12 protein-coding genes are annotated in these 18299 nt (G+C 58.7%); 8 read left to right on the top strand and 4 right to left on the bottom strand.

The window, feature by feature from the left end:
- Positions 1 to 16: 16 nt before the first annotated feature.
- Positions 17 to 1978, bottom strand: a complete 1962-nt coding sequence (locus AADW57_RS07230) for a DNA topoisomerase IV subunit B (RefSeq protein WP_341669376.1) — start codon at positions 1976 to 1978, stop codon at positions 17 to 19.
- A 236-nt stretch (positions 1979 to 2214) separates the two neighbouring features.
- Here AADW57_RS07230 and trxA point away from each other — a divergent pair, with 236 nt between their 5' ends.
- From trxA to AADW57_RS07205, 5 genes are all read left to right on the top strand, one after another.
- Positions 2215 to 2541 carry a thioredoxin TrxA gene (trxA, locus tag AADW57_RS07225; protein WP_341669375.1) on the top strand — a complete coding sequence of 109 codons (327 nt, stop codon included), beginning with the start codon at positions 2215 to 2217 and terminating at the stop codon, positions 2539 to 2541.
- 69 nt (positions 2542 to 2610) lie between these two features.
- Positions 2611 to 3867, top strand: a complete 1257-nt coding sequence (gene rho, locus AADW57_RS07220; protein ID WP_341669374.1) for a transcription termination factor Rho — start codon at positions 2611 to 2613, stop codon at positions 3865 to 3867.
- Between the two features lie 139 nt (positions 3868 to 4006).
- Positions 4007 to 5347 (top strand): NADP-specific glutamate dehydrogenase, encoded by a 1341-nt coding sequence (gene gdhA, locus AADW57_RS07215; protein ID WP_341669373.1) that lies wholly within the window; start codon positions 4007 to 4009, stop codon positions 5345 to 5347.
- A 363-nt stretch (positions 5348 to 5710) separates the two neighbouring features.
- Entirely contained in the window at positions 5711 to 6094 is a 384-nt protein-coding gene (locus AADW57_RS07210) for a type II toxin-antitoxin system RelE/ParE family toxin (protein ID WP_341669372.1), read from the top strand.
- The gene (locus AADW57_RS07205; RefSeq protein WP_341669371.1) at positions 6078 to 6380 is read left to right on the top strand and encodes a helix-turn-helix domain-containing protein; all 303 of its coding nucleotides are present in this window, start codon (positions 6078 to 6080) and stop codon (positions 6378 to 6380) included. The genes AADW57_RS07210 and AADW57_RS07205 overlap by 17 nt, the downstream gene beginning before the upstream one ends.
- A gap of 140 nt (positions 6381 to 6520) precedes the next feature.
- Here AADW57_RS07205 and AADW57_RS07200 read toward each other — a convergent pair whose 3' ends face one another.
- Both AADW57_RS07200 and AADW57_RS07195 read right to left on the bottom strand, forming a co-directional pair.
- Entirely contained in the window at positions 6521 to 7036 is a 516-nt protein-coding gene (locus AADW57_RS07200; RefSeq protein ID WP_341669370.1) for a GNAT family N-acetyltransferase, read from the bottom strand.
- A 75-nt stretch (positions 7037 to 7111) separates the two neighbouring features.
- The gene (locus AADW57_RS07195) at positions 7112 to 10720 is read right to left on the bottom strand and encodes a YhdP family protein (protein ID WP_341669368.1); all 3609 of its coding nucleotides are present in this window, start codon (positions 10718 to 10720) and stop codon (positions 7112 to 7114) included.
- 99 nt (positions 10721 to 10819) lie between these two features.
- Here AADW57_RS07195 and glnE point away from each other — a divergent pair, with 99 nt between their 5' ends.
- Positions 10820 to 13570 (top strand): bifunctional [glutamate--ammonia ligase]-adenylyl-L-tyrosine phosphorylase/[glutamate--ammonia-ligase] adenylyltransferase, encoded by a 2751-nt coding sequence (gene glnE, locus AADW57_RS07190; RefSeq protein WP_341669367.1) that lies wholly within the window; start codon positions 10820 to 10822, stop codon positions 13568 to 13570.
- A gap of 97 nt (positions 13571 to 13667) precedes the next feature.
- Positions 13668 to 14363, top strand: coding sequence for an epoxyqueuosine reductase QueH (locus AADW57_RS07185; RefSeq protein WP_341669366.1), 696 nt, complete (start codon positions 13668 to 13670; stop codon positions 14361 to 14363).
- 211 nt (positions 14364 to 14574) lie between these two features.
- On the opposite strand, the gene clpB is transcribed toward AADW57_RS07185, so the two are convergent.
- Positions 14575 to 17166 carry an ATP-dependent chaperone ClpB gene (clpB, locus tag AADW57_RS07180; RefSeq protein WP_341669365.1) on the bottom strand — a complete coding sequence of 864 codons (2592 nt, stop codon included), beginning with the start codon at positions 17164 to 17166 and terminating at the stop codon, positions 14575 to 14577.
- A 322-nt stretch (positions 17167 to 17488) separates the two neighbouring features.
- Here clpB and AADW57_RS07175 point away from each other — a divergent pair, with 322 nt between their 5' ends.
- Positions 17489 to 18217 (top strand): helix-turn-helix domain-containing protein, encoded by a 729-nt coding sequence (locus tag AADW57_RS07175; protein WP_341669364.1) that lies wholly within the window; start codon positions 17489 to 17491, stop codon positions 18215 to 18217.
- The last annotated feature ends 82 nt before the right edge of the window (positions 18218 to 18299 follow it).

Here is an 18299-nt window from a genome sequence, read left to right as displayed (position 1 = left end):
TACTCTTTGCCCGGACCTAAACATCAACATCGGCAAGATTGCCTTTTTCTTCCAGCCAGGCGCGTCGCTGGGACGCTTCGCCCTTACCCATCAGCATCGTGAACATGGCTTGGGTATCCGACAGCCCATCCTCGCCCCAACTGACTGGCAGCAAACGGCGGGTGTCTGGATTCATGGTGGTGTCCCACAACTGCTCGGCGCTCATTTCGCCCAAGCCTTTAAAGCGGCTGATGCTGAGCGACTCGACCCGGATGGATTCGTTGCGCAGCTTCTCCAGCGTGGCGTCCAGCTCACCTTGATCCAGGCAATAAATCTTGCGGGCGACACGCTTGCCGGCGGCCGGCACGTCCACACGAAACAACGGCGGGCGCGCCACATAGACATGGCCGGCTTCGATCAGTTTGGGGAAATGGCGAAAGAACAGGGTCAACAGCAGTACCTGGATATGTGAGCCGTCTACGTCGGCATCGGACAAAATACAGATACGGCCATAGCGCAGGCCCGACAGATCCGGCGTGCTATCGGCGGCATGCGGGTCCACGCCGATGGCCACGGAAATATCGTGAATTTCCTGATTGGCAAACAGCCGGTCCCTATCCACTTCCCAGGCATTAAGGACTTTGCCCCGCAAAGGCAAGATGGCCTGAAACTCCTTGTCCCGCCCCATCTTGGCCGAACCGCCGGCCGAATCGCCTTCCACCAGAAACAGTTCGGAGCGATCCAGATCGTGGGACTCGCAATCGGTCAGCTTGCCCGGCAACACGGCCACGCCCGAGCTTTTGCGTTTTTCGACTTTCTGGGCTGACCGTGTGCGCGCCTGAGCCTGACGTATGGCCACTTCGGCCAGCTTGCGCCCTTGATCCACATGGGCATGCAGATGCAGCTCCAAGGCGTTGCGCACATAGCCGCCCACCAGGCGCACCGCATCGCGACTGTTCAGCTTTTCCTTGATCTGTCCCTGAAACTGCGGGTCCAGCACCTTGGCCGACAGCACAAAGCTGGCGCGCGCGAACACATCTTCAGGCAACAGCTTGACGCCCTTGGGAATAAGGCTGTGCAATTCGGCAAAACTGCGCACCGCCTGATACAAACCATCACGCAGACCGGCCTCGTGCGTGCCACCCGCGCTGGTGGGAATCAGGTTGACATAGGATTCGCGCACAATGTTGCCGTCCAACGTCCAGGTCACCACCCAATGAGCGCCTTCGCCCGGCGAGAAGTTGTCATCGTCTTTCGGCGCGTATTGCCGCCCCTCGAACAAGGGCACCAGCAATTCAGTATCGCCCAGTTCTTCTTTCAGATAGCCCCGCAGTCCATCCTGATAGCACCACTGCTGGCTTTGACCGGTTTTCCGGTTGACCAACTGCACTGTCACCCCGCCCAACAGCACGGCCTTGCTGCGCAGGATATGAGCCAGTTGAGCCAAGGGAATCTGTGCGGAATCAAAGTACCGGGGGTCGGGCCACAGGCGTACGCGTGTGCCGGACTTGCGCTTGCCAACGCTACCCACCACACGTAATGGCTGTGTGACCTCGCCGCCGGCAAAGACAATCTCGTGCGCCTGGGCATCCCGCCAGACCAACACTTCCAAACGGCTGGACAAGGCATTGGTGACCGACACCCCCACCCCGTGCAAGCCGCCCGAAAAGGCATAGGCTCCGCCATCAGCTTTATCGAACTTGCCGCCAGCATGCAGGCGGGTAAAGACCAGCTCCACCACGGGCGCATGCTCGTCCGGATGCAGACCGACCGGAATACCGCGACCATCATCCTCGACCTCGATACCGCCGTCTTCCAGCACCGTCACCGTCAGGGTGCGGGCAAAACCGGCCAAGGCCTCGTCAGCGGCGTTATCAATGACTTCCTGCAAGATGTGCAGCGGATTATCGGTTCGGGTATACATGCCCGGACGCTGGCGGACCGGTTCCAGCCCTTTGAGCACCCGGATGGAAGATTCGTCGTAACGTGTAGTAGACAACTTGATTCCTGGAAGATCGATCGGAAAAAACGGTATTTTACGGGGGCTTGGGCCAAGGGGGAAACGCTTTGTCGGCCAATGGCCTGCCTGCAAGAGCCTGCAAGCGGCCTGCGGGCAATGTTATCCTGTCAAAAATTGGCAACAGAGCTGTTGCGATTCGCCGTAGAATACATTGTGCTCGGGCCATGCCACACGTATAGTTTTTCTTATCCTTTTCTCTTTTTTTGTATCTTGCCATGAGCGATTCCATCAAACACGTTACGGACGCCTCCTTCGAGAGCGTCGTCCTTCAAGCTGACCTGCCCGTTCTGGTCGATTACTGGGCTGCCTGGTGCGGCCCCTGCAAAATGATCGCCCCGCTGCTGGACGAAGCCGCCGAACTGTACCAAGGCCGTGTTATCATTGCCAAACTCAATGTCGATGAAAATCCCGACACGCCGGCTAAATTCGGCATTCGTGGTATTCCTACGCTCATGCTGTTCAAAGACGGCAAAGTGGCCGAAACCAAAGTCGGGGCTCTTTCCAAGTCGCAACTCAGCGCATTTCTCGACAGCTCCCTGTAATCCTCTGATTAACCGCACGCGGACCCACCGCCGGTCCGCGGTCTGCTGCTGAAAAACCCTTCCCCTCTCATGCACCTCAACGAATTAAAAGCTCTGCACGTCTCGCAGCTGCTAGAAATGGCTGCCACTCTGGAAATCGACAACGCGAACCGCTTGCGCAAGCAAGAGCTCATGTTCGCCATCATGAAAAAGCACGCCAAGAAAGGCGAGCAGATTTTCGGAGATGGGGTGCTGGAAGTGTTGCCGGACGGCTTCGGTTTCCTGCGTTCGCCGGAAACCTCGTATCTGGCCAGCACGGATGACATCTATATTTCCCCCTCGCAGATCCGCCGTTTCAATCTGCACACGGGCGACTCCATCGAAGGCGAAGTGCGCACGCCCAAAGACGGCGAACGCTATTTCGCCCTGGTCAAGGTGGACAAGGTCAATGGCATGCAGCCCGAGGCCATCAAACATCGGATCATGTTTGAGAACCTCACTCCTTTGCATCCGAACCAGCCCATGCGCCTGGAACGCGATATCAAGAGCGAGGAAAATATTACCGGCCGCATCCTGGATATCTTCGCCCCCATTGGCAAAGGCCAGCGCGCCCTGATCGTTGCCAGCCCCAAGTCGGGCAAGACCGTGATGATGCAGCACATGGCCCATGCCATCACGACCAACTACCCCGAGGCCACCATGATCGTCCTGCTGGTGGACGAGCGCCCCGAAGAAGTCACCGAAATGCAGCGCACCGTACGCGGCGAAGTAGTGGCCTCCACCTTCGACGAGCCGGCAACGCGTCACGTCCAGGTGGCCGAGATGGTCATCGAAAAGGCCAAACGCCTGGTCGAACTGAAAAAAGACGTGGTGATTCTGCTGGACTCCATTACCCGTCTGGCCCGGGCCTATAACACCGTCGTGCCGGCCTCGGGCAAAGTGCTGACCGGTGGCGTGGACGCCAACGCCTTGCAGCGTCCCAAACGCTTTTTCGGCGCTGCCCGTAATCTGGAAGAAGGCGGTTCGCTGACCATCATCGGCACAGCCCTGATCGAAACCGGCAGCCGGATGGACGAAGTTATTTACGAAGAATTCAAAGGCACGGGCAACTCGGAAATCCATCTGGAACGCCGCCTGGCCGAAAAACGCATTTACCCTGCCATCAACCTGAACAAATCAGGTACCCGTCGCGAAGAACTGCTGATCAAGCCGGACCTTTTACAAAAAGTCTGGGTGCTACGCAAATTCATCCATGGCATGGATGAAATCGAATCCATGGAATTTATCCTGGACAAAATCCGGGCTACAAAGACCAATTCCGAATTCTTCGACATGATGAAGAAGTAAATAGAACATCCGCAAGCCTCTCTATACGAGAGGCTTGCTTGCGATGGTCGTATGATCTTGGTGTATTCCCGTGCACCGCTTCTTTCAATCTACTGAGTTCTAATTTAATTCTCAGTCTTGCAAACAGAGTTCGCTTGCAATGAAACTTCTCTCATTAGAACAGTTCCTCGCCAAGGTCCAGGCCCGTGACCCGCATCAGCCCGAGTTCATGCAGGCTGTGCGCGAAGTCATGTCCAGTCTGTGGCCCTTCATCGAGCAGAACCCCCAGTACGCCGACCACGGCCTGCTGGAGCGCCTGGTCGAGCCCGAGCGCGCCATTCAATTCCGCATTTCCTGGGTGGACGATCGCGGCCAGGTTCAGGTCAACCGCGGCTTTCGCATTCAGCACAACAATGCCATCGGTCCTTTCAAAGGCGGCATGCGTTTTCACCCCTCGGTCAATCTGTCCATCCTTAAATTCCTGGCTTTCGAGCAGACGTTCAAGAATGCGCTGACCACCTTGCCCATGGGCGGGGGCAAAGGCGGCTCGGATTTCGACCCAAAAGGTAAGTCCGACGGCGAAGTCATGCGTTTTTGCCAGGCCCTGATCACCGAACTGTACCGCCACCTGGGCCCCGACACCGACGTGCCGGCCGGCGACATCGGCGTGGGTGCCCGCGAAGTCGGCTTTATGGCCGGCATGATGAAAAAGCTGTCCAACAGCGCTGCCTGCGTGTTTACCGGCAAAGACCTGACTTTCGGCGGCAGCTTGATCCGCCCCGAGGCCACCGGCTACGGCACCGTGTATTTCGCCGAAGAAATGCTCAAGCGCAAGGGCCAATCCATCGAAGGGCTGACGGTATCGGTTTCCGGCTCAGGCAATGTGGCACAGTACGCCATCGAGAAGTGCATGCACTTAGGTGCCAAAGTGGTGACGGTATCCGACTCACACGGCTGTGTTGTGGATCTGGACGGCTTCACGCCAGAAAAACTGGCTGCCCTGATGCAGGTGAAAAACACCCAGCGCGGCCGCGTCAAAGACTACGCCGACCAGTTGGGCCTGCGCTACGACGAAGGCAAACGCCCTTGGCATGTGCCTGTGGACGTTGCCCTACCCTGCGCCACCCAGAACGAACTGGAGCGCGCCGATGCCGAGCTTCTGATCAAGAACGGCGTGCGCTGCGTAGCCGAAGGCGCCAATATGCCCAGCACCCTGGAAGCAGTCGAGGCGTTTATCCACGCCAAGATCCTGTACGCGCCCGGTAAAGCCAGCAACGCCGGCGGCGTGGCGGTATCCGGCTTGGAAATGAGCCAGAACGCCCAGCGCCTGAACTGGACCCGCGAACAGGTCGACACCAAACTGCACTCCATTATGCGCGACATCCACGAGAATTGCGTGAACTATGGTCAAGAAAGTGATTTCGTCAACTACGTCAATGGCGCCAATATCGCCGGCTTCGTCAAAGTGGCCACCGCGATGCGTCACCAAGGTGTTTATTAAATTCTGCGCCTTGCTCAGTAGTCAAAAGACCGCCCACGAGGCGGTCTTTTTTTGTCCCGCAGGAACACACGAATGAATGCCCAAGGCGCGCCAAGCCCCCATTGCCAATCACAGGCCGGCCAGGTGGGCATAAAGCTCGCAGCCAACAAGACCGTGGCACCGCTTATGCATTATGTTCATACCCACGACCAGCCGATATGACATGCAAGCAAACAGACGAACAATCATTAACTGCCGATGACTGTCGCATCGTTCCCCAGCATAGGCGACAGCCCCACCCAGAAAGCTTCATATCCCTTCCTGGCCGGTTCTAACGCAGCACTTGAAAAATATACCCGTAACGGGCATACTTTAAGGAACAACATGAGCTACATTCTGAAGCGTAGGGACTTTGCGAAATGGCAAGCCAAGGAAAAGCTGCCTGATGCCGCCTTGTGCAAGGCCATCCAGGAAATGGAAAGCGGCCTGATCGACGCAGATTTGGGCGGCTTTCTCTACAAGCAGCGGGTAGCCCGCCCCGGCAGTGGCAAACGTGGTGGCTATCGCACCTTGCTATCGGCCAAGATAGGTAAGCGCCATGTATTTCTGCATGGGTTCCCAAAAAGCGACAAGACAAGCATCACGTTGGCCGAGAAAAAAGCACTGCAATTTGCAGGAAAGGTATTTTTGGAACTGTCCGCACAGGCCTTATCAATTGCTGTGCAAACTGGCGTGTTACTGGAGGTATATTGTGAGCAAAATCATTGAATCGCTGCGCGGCGATATCGCCGCGCTCCATAAAGCGGGAGCGATCAACAAGGTGACCATGCGCGAGTTCGACGCCCTATGCCCGCCGCCGGTGCGGGAGTTCGCTGCGGCGGATATCAAGCACCTGCGCGAAGCCCTAAAGTTCAGCCAGCCTGTATTCGCGCTCCTTCTGCATACATCGGCCTCGACCGTGCGCAAATGGGAGCAAGGCGAGACCCGACCTGCTGGCCCGGCGCTCAAACTGCTCAATATCATCGCCGACAAGGGCCTGCAGGCCATTATCTGATACCGTCTTTACGCCACCCCAACTGACACTTGCGATCTTACCTGCCCGGCAACGGCCATTGGCCCATCTCTCAATATCGGGCTGCGCCGTAATGAAACGGCAGCTGCCACAGCAAGACTCCCGCGCTTTCAACACTAGGCTCAAGCGATGTTAAAGGCATCGCTGTACGTCACCACGCCTTTGGGTATAGGCCCTTCCAGCGCTCGCGCCATGAAGTACTCCGACGGCACGCCGGGTAGCAGCAACCCTGCGTAGGACTGGAAACCAAAGCGCATGTAGTAGGCAGGCTCCCCCAAAACGACACAGCCCGCTCCCCCCAAAGCGCGCAATTCAGACAGCGCATGCTCCATCAGACGTGAACCGATGCCTTGCCCTTGTCGGGATGGCAACACAGAGATCGGTCCCAGGCCATACCAGCCTGGGGCCTTGTGACCATCACTGTCGACGATGGTCACGGGCGACACGGCGACATGCCCCACGATGTGGCCCTGTTCCTCGGCCACAATGGAAAGGGTCAATTCATTGGCTGCGCGCAACGTGCGCACGATCAACTGTTCGTTATGACTGGTGTGCTCGTTGTCGGCAAAGGCGGCTATCGTGACGGCCTCAATGGCGGCAATATCTGCGGCGGTTTCGTGTCGAAGCTGAAGTGTCATGGGCTGCTCCTGCTTTTTCTCTGAAAATACAGAACAGGCGGGGCGTAGCGGCGCAATGCGCCGCTGATTCGGCCATCAGGGCTCAATAAACACCTGCGGTTCGCCCCGACGCCGGGGAACTGGCGGTGCGGTCACTTCTTTAAGTTGGGGATTGTCGATGTCACCGCTAACTGCATAGGTAATCGATAAACTCTTGCTCAGCGGAGCCTGCATCAACCATTGGGTAAGAAAGGCACCAACGCCCACGGCCGGGTTAACAGCAAACATGGTGGCAATGGCTGCACCGCTGACATCCAGGTTCGGGGTAACGACAGCCGTAAGATCCAGTTTTTTCTGCTGAATATCCACCTGTCCTTGTAAACGTATGGTGCCGGCCGGCCCCACAACCTGGTAGTTTTCCAGATCGACCTTGCCGTTGCGCAGGGTCAAGCGGCCTGTCATATCGTCAAAGGGAAACCCTTCCCGGGCTGCGCCGAACAAATCGATATCAAGGCTACTCAGGCGGGCCAAGGACTGTAGGCTCAACAATTCCAGCAGCTTGGCCGACCGCGAATTGACACTTAAAAAGCGGCCCTTAGCCAGGTCCACCGTGACCTGCCCGCTGATCCTGCTCTTGTCCACGCTCCAGGGAAAATCCTGCCAGAACAACGCCCCCTGCACCGTTCCGGCCCCATCGCGCAACACCTCTTTAGGCAGACCGCTATTATCGATGAAACGCCCAAGATCGCTGATATCACTTAACGCCGTCAGTTGAAGGCCGCGCTGCTCTCCGCGCAAAATCCACTTACCCGTGCCGTTGAGTTCCAGGCCGTCGGCCTTCAAGGCCAGGCTATCCAACAGCCACTGCCGCCCGGCGTCCTGGGGGCGACCCCGTGCCTGAAAACGGCCCAGACTGACGCCATACATGCGTAAATCCTGAACCCGCAAAGCCACGGCCGGCAGCTCCAGGTTGTCGTCCACCGTCCGCGTTTCCGGCTCGGCTTGCACCCAATCCGCACTGGTCTTGTCCACATAAAGACGCGCAAAATCGGCCGTCACCAAACCGACATAGCGATTTTGCTGGCGTTGCCCTTGCAATGTGCCATCCACTTGTCGTGCCTGGAGACGCAAGCGCACACGTCCGTCGGCTTGCTGCGTACTGTCCATGTCCAGCTCATCGAGCAGCATGCCGATAAAATACGCTTGCCCGGCCTTCAGACGAACCCTGTCCAATTCGGGAAACAAAGCGCGGGCACGAGGCGCGACCGCGTTGCCTTCCAGGGTGTGCTCAAATTCCAGCAATACCCGTTCCCAAGCATCAATGTCCAGCTTGTCGTATTGCCCATGCACCTGAAGGCCGCGTGTCGGCGTACCCAGCAGGCCGGGTGAACCAACGGTAACACCTTGGAAGTACGGTCCCTTGTCCATTCCTTGTCGACGCAACAGATGGACCAGCAAGGTCTGGCGATCCGCCAGGCTGATTTGCAGCAGATCCGTGCGCGCAGCCTGGTCCGAGCTCCACTGCGCCTTCAGCGTCGCACTCCGGTCTGCCGGTTTGGACAAAGGTTCAGGAAAGTCCAGCGCCAGGCCCTTCAGGTTGGAGTCCAGCGTCATGCCAAACGCCCCTTTAGGACTTAGGGTCAGCAACAAGACATAAGAGGTAGCGCCGCTCAGGCGCTGCGCGCCCTGCAGATCCAGATATTGCTGTATGCCCTGAGCCGTCAGCTCGCCATCGATACGCAAGCCAGGCTTGCCGGACTCGAACACCCCTTTAATACGCGCCGGACCTCCCAGAAACTGGCCTGACAACGATTGCGCGCTGACCCCGTTCTCTGTAAAGAGCAGCTCGCCCTTGAGCGCGGTCAAAGGGGGGGCCTCGGGCATGTACTGAAACAAACCTTGTTCAAGCTGGATACGTCCCTGCACCCGCGTGTTATCAACATCGTTCAATGGCACCTGCAAACTAAGCGGCACACGCCAATTGCCTTGCCCCCGACTGTCAGACAAGGCACCGTCGAGCAATGCATCCAAAGGCGACTGATGTACCAAACCCATATAACTGGCAGCCGGAGCCTGGGTACGGCCATCGACTGTCAGCAACGCATCCTGCTCCATGTCCACTATACGGGCCACGATATCTTCCATGACGATATCGGCCTGATCCGAGATAGGCATGCGGGCTGTGCTCGCATCAACATCCAGATTGTCGTTATGCATGCGTATACTGCCCTGCACCTGCTCCAATCGCGGCCAGGCCGGACGATCGGGCCTAGTAGGCTGGTAATCAATGATGGCATCCTGCAACACACCGCCGATCTCGAACTGACCGTCTTGCGGCGCAAGACCGTACGGAAAGGTATCCAGGCCACCACGAAGCATCAGCGTTCCTTGGCTGACGGTACCTTGCACCAACCCGGCCGCCATCCAATCACGCGCGTCCTGATTGACGATCAAGGGCAGATAGTGAACCAGGGCCGCCAAATTCAAGCGTTCCAGACGCCCACTCCAATCAGCCACGCCTGCCACGAAACGATCGTCCTGTCGCCAGCTCCCGCCCAGCGTCAATGCCATATCCGGGTTTTGCAAAGCAAGGTCCATATCCTCCAGGCTCAGACGCCCCTGGTCGTCGCGCCGCACACGGCCCTGTCCGCTGAACTGTTCCAGTTCCAGCAAACGGGGAAACTCCTGTGGCAGACGCAAGCCAAGCTCTGCCACGCTGACGGACCAGTCCACGGACCCACTGGGTGTGCCCTGGATCAGATGTTGAACATCGGCAAGCGCACCGTTGGCCTGAACATTGGCCTGCCGCACCAGCAGGCGCTGGCCCTGCTCACTTTGCATGCCCAATTCGCGCAAGGACAGGGCGGCCTGAACCCGCTGCGCCTGCGCTGGGTCTGGCTGCTGTGCCGACAGGCGCAGGTCGACCCAGCCACGGTAAACGGCGGACGGCACATCCAGCCAGGCACGCAAGCCTGGCAGATCCACGGCGCGCCCCACGACCGATGCTTCCCAAGGCAAGCTGCGTAGATCCAACTCGGCGGGCAAGCGGCGTTCGCCCTGCACCCTCGCCTGCAGTTGCAGAGATTCGCCCAGGTTGACCGGCAAAGGGGCCGACAAAGCCAGTTCGTGCCAGCCGTCGGCATAACGCATCTGTATCTCGATATCCGGCAGACGCAGCTCGGGCGCGCCGCGCAGCTCATCCTCCCACGTCAGGGATGCACCCTGGATATGAATGCCACGCTGCTGCAATAACCAGCGGGCAGGCCCCTGCCAAGCATCGGGATCGTCGGGCGTAGGATCGTCGTCGGGATGAAAGGATTGCCCCATGATCCAGAAATGGCCCCGGGCATCGCGCCGCACCGGAATATTCAGGCCCTGAACGTCCAATTGCCGCAACTGCAAGGACCCCAGGAACAAGGATTTCCAGCTGACGCTGGCCTCCAGGTGGGGAAGCGCCAACAACGGCGCTTGCCCAGGCTCGGACAGGGACAGGCCAGTAAGCTGCAAGCGTGGATTCCACCCCTGCCACTGCCCCTGAATCTGATCGATGCTAACTTGCAGGCCGGTGCGCGCGCTTAATTGCTCAATTAAATAAGGACGAATCTCGTCCAGATTAGGCACCAGCAGGTAACGAACCCCGACCAGGCCCAGCATCAGCGCGAAATAGAGCAACAGCGCCAGTCGCAGGACCCCTCGTACCACCATGCAGTCAATTCCCGAGTATAGTTAGATTCGGCCTTTTGCCGCTTTGCCAGGTATGGCTTGCGCGCCTGCTCCACTTTTAAAGACTAGTCTCTTATCCGTATGAGCTCATCCATTATATTGAAGCCGGCGATGCAATGGTCCGGCCCCTTGCGTCGAAAAGTAAACGCTCATCCGGAGCTGGAGCACTGGCTGCACGAGCATGCCGGCTCGGCCGTCACACCCGAGCGCATCGAGCAGTGGTATCAAGACTGGCTACCCAAGTGCGCTTCCGACCCGCTGGAACAGGTGCGTCAAGGATTGCGACAATTGCGCGAACGGGTCTTTTTGCTGCTGATGGTGCGCGACATCAACGGCCAGGCCGACCTGGACGAGGTCATGTGCGCCATGTCCTGCCTGGCTGATCTGGCCGTCTCGCAAGCCTACGAGACCGTCGCCACGCAACTGGCGCAGATCCACGGTATCCCCCGCCATCCCGAAACCGGCAAGCCCCAGGAAATGCTGATCCTGGGCATGGGCAAACTGGGCGGGCGCGAACTGAATGTATCCTCGGACATAGACCTGATCATGCTCTATGACGAGGACGGAGAAACCGACGGACGCCGCCCCATCAGCCACCACGAGTTTTACGGCAAGCTGACCCAGCGCATGATGCCGGTGCTCTCGGACACAGACGCCCACGGACTCGTTTTCCGAACCGACCTGCGCCTGCGCCCCGATGGCGATGCCGGCCCCTTGGCCTGGAGCATGCAGGCCTTGGAAAACTATCTGGTCAACCAGGGCCGGGAATGGGAACGCTATGCCTGGATCAAGGCCAGGCCGATTGCAGCCCGTGCTTTTAAGGACAGCGAGAACCATGTCGATGTGCGCCACTTTGAAGCACTGCGCACTCCTTTTGTGTATCGCAAATACTTCGATTTCGACGCCCTGGCCGCGCTGCGCGGCCTGCGCGAACGCATACGTCAGGACTGGAACCGCCGAGTCCTGAACCGCAGCGGCGTGGAAGCCTGGCAGAACATCAAACTGGGCGATGGCGGCATACGCGAGATCGAATTCGTGGTGCAGCTGAACCAATTGATACGCGGTGGACGCCAACCCTCGCTACAGACCCCCAGCCTGCATCTGGCCCTGCAACGGCAATGCGCAGCCGGCCTGCTGGAGCAGGATATGTGCGACCGGCTGCTGACGGCCTATACCTTTTTGCGGCGTATCGAGCACCGCCTGCAATACCGCGAGGACCAGCAGACCCACCTGCTGCCGCAGGACGATGCACAACGCACCGCTCTGGCCGATACCCTGGGGCTGTCCCTGAGGGACTTCGATTCGCAGTTGGCTGCGCATCGCAGCTTTGTATCTCATACATTCCGTAACGCCTTTCGTCTGGCCGGCATGGGAGAGGAGTCCACCCCAGAACCGGCACCCGCACCGCCGCAGCCAGAACTGACACCGAGCGAGGACCAGGAATTGCAAGAGCGCATTGCCCGACGACGCCAGGCCATGCTGGACAGCAACCGGATACGCAGCCTGCCCAACATCAGCCTTGACCGGGTGCAGCGCCTGCTGCCCCTGGCTGAACACTGCGCCCTGCAATCGAACGACCCGGAAAATACCGCAACCCGTCTGTTCAACCTGATTGAACTGATCGCGCAGCGCAGCGCCTACCTGGCTTTGCTGGCCGAGTACCCGGACACACTGGCCCGCGTGGCCCGTATCGTGGCGGCCAGTCCCTGGGCCGCCCAATATCTGGCCCAATATCCCCTGTTGCTGGACAGCCTGATCGAATGGCGCTCCCTGATGGAGATACCTGACTTTGCCACTCTGTCGGCACAAATGCAGCGCGATCTGGATGCCTGCCTGCTGCCCGACGGCAATGCCGATGTCGAACAGCAAATGAACCTGATGCGAGACTGGCAGCACCAGATTACCTTCCAGCTGCTGGCCCAGGATCTGGAAGGCGTTTTGACGGTGGAAGCACTGGCCGACCAGCTCTCTGGCCTGGCCGATATGATGCTGGCCGAAACCGTACGCCGCGCCTGGCCCCTGACCCGCCCCCGCACGCTGACGGCCGCCGACGACGCCCCGCCCCGTTTTGCCGTGATTGCCTACGGTAAGCTGGGCGGCAAAGAAATAGGCTATGCCTCCGACCTGGATCTGGTGTTTCTGTACGATGACCCGGACCAGGACCAGGTAGAACGCTATATAAAACTGGCGCGGCGCATGACCAGTTGGCTCTCGACCATGACCTCCTCGGGCCGCCTGTACGAAATCGATCTGCGCCTGCGCCCGGACGGGGACGCGGGCCTGCTGGCCGTCAGCATTGCGGCGTTTGAACAATACCAGACGCGCAGCGCCTGGTCCTGGGAACATCAAGCCATTACCCGGGCGCGCTTTGTAACCGGCGACCCAGGCATCCAGGCTCGTTTCAACGACATTCGGCGCTCTATCCTGCTCATGGAGCGCGATCCGCAAAAACTACGCGCCGACATCCTGGATATGCGGGACAAGATCAGCGCGGGACACCCCAATCGCAGCGAACTGTTCGATCTGAAACACGACCGCGGTGGCATGGTGGACGTGGAATTTGTCACCCAGTATCTGGTGCTGTGCCACAGCCGCAACCACCCTCAGTTGCTGGAAAATCTGGGCAATATCGCGCTGCTGGGCATTGCCGCCCAGGCCGGCCTGATCTCCTCCACCCAGGCCCAGCAGGTGGCCGATGCGTACCGCAGCCTGCGTCGCCGCCAACATGCCCTGCGCCTGGAAGGGGCCGAAAAGGCCCGCGTGCCACAGACCGAACTGGTAGCCGAACGCCAGGCGGTCATGCGGCTCTGGGATCAGGTGCTGGGGTATTGAAACGCGGGCGCTGCACGAATGTCCCGAAAAACCTAAAATAGAGCCAACGCTATTTGGCGCGCCCATACGTGGGCGCTGATTTCACGGATTCACGATCATGTCCACCCTGGTAGACCGCAAACCCCTGACCCTGCCGCAGGAACGGCAAAAGCTGCTGCTGCATTCCTGTTGCGCTCCCTGCTCGGGCGAGGTCATGGAGGCGCTGCACGCCTCCGGTATCCAATACACGATTTTTTTCTACAACCCCAATATCCATCCCGTACGCGAATACGAGCTGCGCAAACAGGAAAACATACGCTTTGCCGAAAAGCACGGCATCGAATTCATTGATGCTGACTACGATGTAGACAACTGGTTTGAGCGGGTGCGCGGCCTGGAGCACGCCCCTGAACGGGGTGAGCGCTGCACGGTGTGCTTTGACATGCGCTTTGAGCGCACGGCCTTGTATGCCCACGAACACGGCTATGACATCATCTCCAGTGTCCTGGGGATTTCGCGCTGGAAGGACATGAACCAGATCAACGACTGCGGCGAACGCGCCGCCGCCCGTTATCCGGAAATGAAGTACTGGACCTATAACTGGCGCAAAGGCGGTGGTTCGCAACGCATGCTGGAAATCAGCAAGCGCGAAAACTTTTACCAGCAGGAATACTGCGGCTGCGTCTACTCGCTGCGCGATACCAACCGCCACCGCCGCGCCAATGGCCGCGAACGCATCCAGATCGGCGTCAAATTCTACGGCAAGGACGAGCTGGAACTGAGTCCGCCGCCTGCCCCCGTCTCCACGCCCTGACTTGAGTCCCCCCTTGGCGGCGGCGTCAAGGGGGCCAGCCGGGGAACAATCTTAATTGATCCATCTGGCCCCTGAAGCGACAAAAAATGCCAGTCAGCATCTCGCTGACTGGCATTTTTTTTATGGAAAGCAGTCTCTACCGCTAAACACATAGGGCAAGGCATACATCCGCATGCCGCACCGCTCCGGGGGATGCCCCCCGGAAGTGTGCTTACTGTATAGTCCGGTCAAAAACAAACTGGCCCTCTTTCCAATCCACCGGCACCACATCCTTGGGACCGAAGCGCCCTTCCAGGATCAGACGCGCAACCGGATTTTCGATGTGCTGCTGAATGGCCCGCTTTAGCGGCCGCGCACCAAACACCGGATCGAAGCCGGCCTTGGCCAGTTGCTCCAACGCCGCATCACTGACTTCCAGGTGCATATCGCGCTGCGCCAGACGCGCATCCAGACGCTGCAACTGAATCCGGGCAATGGATTCGATATGTTTGGATTCCAGACCGTGGAACACCACCACTTCGTCGATACGGTTCAGGAACTCGGGGCGGAAGTGTTGCTTGACTTCTTCCCAGACCACTTCCTTGACCACATCATATGACTCGCCGGCCAAACGCTGAATGTGCTGCGAGCCCAGGTTGGAGGTCATGATGATGACCGTGTTGCGGAAATCCACCGTCCGCCCCTGACCATCGGTCAGGCGGCCATCGTCCAGCACCTGCAGGAGCACGTTGAAAACGTCCGGATGGGCTTTTTCGACCTCGTCCAGCAAGATGACCGAATACGGCTTGCGGCGTACCGCCTCTGTCAGGTAACCCCCTTCCTCGTAGCCTACATAGCCGGGGGGCGCGCCGATAAGACGGGCCACCGAATGCTTTTCCATGAACTCGCTCATGTCGATGCGAACCATGTGGTCTTCCGAATCGAACAAGAAGTTAGCCAAGGCCTTGGTCAGCTCGGTCTTGCCCACGCCCGTCGGACCCAAGAACAGGAAAGAGCCGTACGGACGCGACGGATCGGACAGACCGGCACGTGAACGGCGGATGGCATCGGAGACCAGTCGCACGGCCTCGTCCTGACCCACCACACGCTTGTGCAGATAGTCTTCCATTTGCAACAGCTTTTCGCGTTCGCCCTGCATCATCTTGGATACAGGAATGCCCGTGGCGCGCGAGACAACCTCGGCAATTTCCTCGGCACCGACCTGCGTGCGCAGCAAACGCGGCTTATCCTGCTCGGCATTGTCCAGCGCCTTCTCGGCGGCCTTCAGGCGCTCTTCCAGTTCGGGCAGCTTGCCGTACTGAAGCTCGGCCAGTTTGTCGAACTGGCCCTTGCGTTGCAGCTCGGCCATTTCGGCACGCACCTGCTCGATCTCTTCCTTGATGACCTGTGAGCCTTGCACAGACGCTTTTTCGGCCTTCCAGACCTCCTCGTAATCGTTGTACTCGCGCTGCAGCTTTTCCATCTCATCGTTGATGGCCTGCAGGCGCCGTTGCGACGCTTCGTCCGTATCCTTGATGACGGCTTCGCGCTCGATCTTGAGCTGAATGATGCGCCGGTCCAACTTGTCCATGACTTCGGGCTTGGAATCGATTTCCATGCGAATACGGGCAGCGGCCTCGTCGATCAGGTCGATGGCCTTATCGGGCAAGAAACGATCGGTAATGTAGCGCTGCGACAGCTCGGCCGCCGCCACAATGGCCGGATCGGTAATGGCCACGCCGTGGTGCAGCTCGTAGCGCTCCTGCAGACCACGCAAAATGGCGATGGTCGATTCCATGTCGGGCTCGTTGACCAACACCTTCTGGAAACGACGCTCCAGAGCGGCATCCTTTTCGATGTACTGGCGGTACTCGTTCAGGGTGGTCGCGCCGATGCAATGCAGTTCGCCGCGCGACAGGGCCGGCTTGAGCATATTGCCCGCATCCATCGCCCCTTCCGCCTTGCCCGCTCCCACCATGGTGTGCAGTTCATCGATAAAAACGATAGTTTTGCCATCGTCCTTGGACAACTCTTTAAGCACCGCCTTCAGGCGTTCTTCAAATTCGCCCCGGTACTTGGCACCGGCCAGCAACGCTGCCAGGTCCAGCACCAACAGGCGCTTGCCTTTCAGGGTTTCGGGCACTTCGTTGTTGACGATGCGCTGAGCCAACCCTTCCACAATCGCGGTCTTGCCCACGCCCGGTTCACCGATCAGCACGGGGTTGTTCTTGGTGCGGCGCTGCAAAATCTGGATCGTGCGGCGGATTTCATCATCCCGTCCGATGACCGGGTCCAGCTTGCCCTGACGGGCACGCTCGGTCAGGTCGGTCGTGTATTTGTCCAGGGCTTCGCGGTTGCTGTCACCCTCTGGGTCGGACACATTGGCACCGCCACGCACCGCATCAATCGCCGCTTCCAGCGCCTTGCGTTGCAAGCCGCTGTCGCGCAATGCGCGGCCGGTCTCGCCCTTGTCGTCGGCCAACGCCAGCAGGAACAATTCGCTGGCAATATAGGTGTCACCCCGGCTGGCGGCTTCTTTTTCGGTACGCGCCAGCGCAGCCTGCAAGGCCGAGCTAAGCTGCTGCTGGCCTTCGGCTCCCTGCACCTTGGGTAGATTGTTGATGAGTCGGGTCAGCTCGGTGTCCAGACGCGCGATGGCAACGCCGGCACGCGCCAGCAAGCTGCCTGTGCCCGAATCCGTATCGGCCAGCAAGGCCACCAGTACATGGGCAGGTTCCAGGTAAGGGTTATCTTCCCGGACAGCCAAGCTTTGGGCATCGGCCAAAGCTTGCTGAAACTTCGTTGTCAGTTTATCGATTCGCATAGCGTATTCACTTATGAATAAATGCGACACCCCACCATCAACAGTTACCGATCACTGCCCCAGCGAGTCTCGCAACAAATAACAGGATGCAATGCAGATAAGGACGAACGCGCGGTATTCAAGTCCCGCCATCGCTTTTATACAACAAGCGAAAATCAGCCGCCTAGCCAGTGCAACAGGCCGGCAGAGCCGCTTCGGCCTTGCCCGCCACGCCCTGACTGGAACATATTCGGGCATTGCCCGGAATAGTCGTCAATAAAAAGCTACAATTAACCTTGATTTGACTCAAGGACTCTGCGTTTCGCTTTCCGTCCCTATTTTTATGCAAAAACGTATCTCAGTTACCTCGGACTCCATACGCTGCTCAAGCTGTATGCTGAATGAGGTGTGCCTGCCTCTAGGCATGCCCAAGCATGAAATGGAAAGGCTCGACGATCTGGTCAAGGAGCGTATTCGCATCCCCAAGGGAGGAGTCTTGTTCCGGCTGGCCGACCCGGTCGAAGGGATATACGGCTTGCGTTCGGGTTCGATCAAAATGCAGCTGGAAGATTCCATCGGCCACATCCAGATCACGGGCTTTTTGCTGCCCGGCGAAATCCTGGGCATGGACAGTCTGGTCGAAAACCGACATGTCTCGCATGCCATCGCCCTGGAAGATAGCGAGGTCTGCGTCATACGCCTGGACGACCTGGATCGTCTATCGGCCCAGTTGCCCATCTTGCAGCAGCAGTTTCGCCGTCTGATGAGCAAAGAGATCAACCGCGCCCACCAGTTGATGCTGACCCTGGCTGGCCTGCGCTCCGAGCAGCGTCTGGCCGCCTTCTTGCTGAACCTGTCCCAACGCCTGTCCTTGCTGGGCTATTCGCCCTACGAATTCATCCTGCGCATGAGCCGCGAAGAAATCGGCAACTTCCTGGGCCTGACCCTGGAAACAGTCAGCCGTCTGTTCTCGCGCTTTGCCCGCGAAGGTCTGCTCAAGATTTCCCAGCGCGAAGTGCATCTGCTGGATCTGCCCGCCTTGCAGAACCTGGCCGGCAGCGAGCTGGACTAAAGCGCCACTTTTCCATGCGCTGTTCACCGGCAAAAAAAAGCACAGGCAAAAACACCTGTGCTTTTTTTCTTGCTGCCCGGTT

This window comes from Alcaligenes sp. SDU_A2, assembly GCF_038237375.1.
Lineage (GTDB): Bacteria > Pseudomonadota > Gammaproteobacteria > Burkholderiales > Burkholderiaceae_B > Alcaligenes.
Note: the sequence above shows the minus strand (reverse complement) of the source record. Positions and strands in the feature narration are given on the sequence as shown.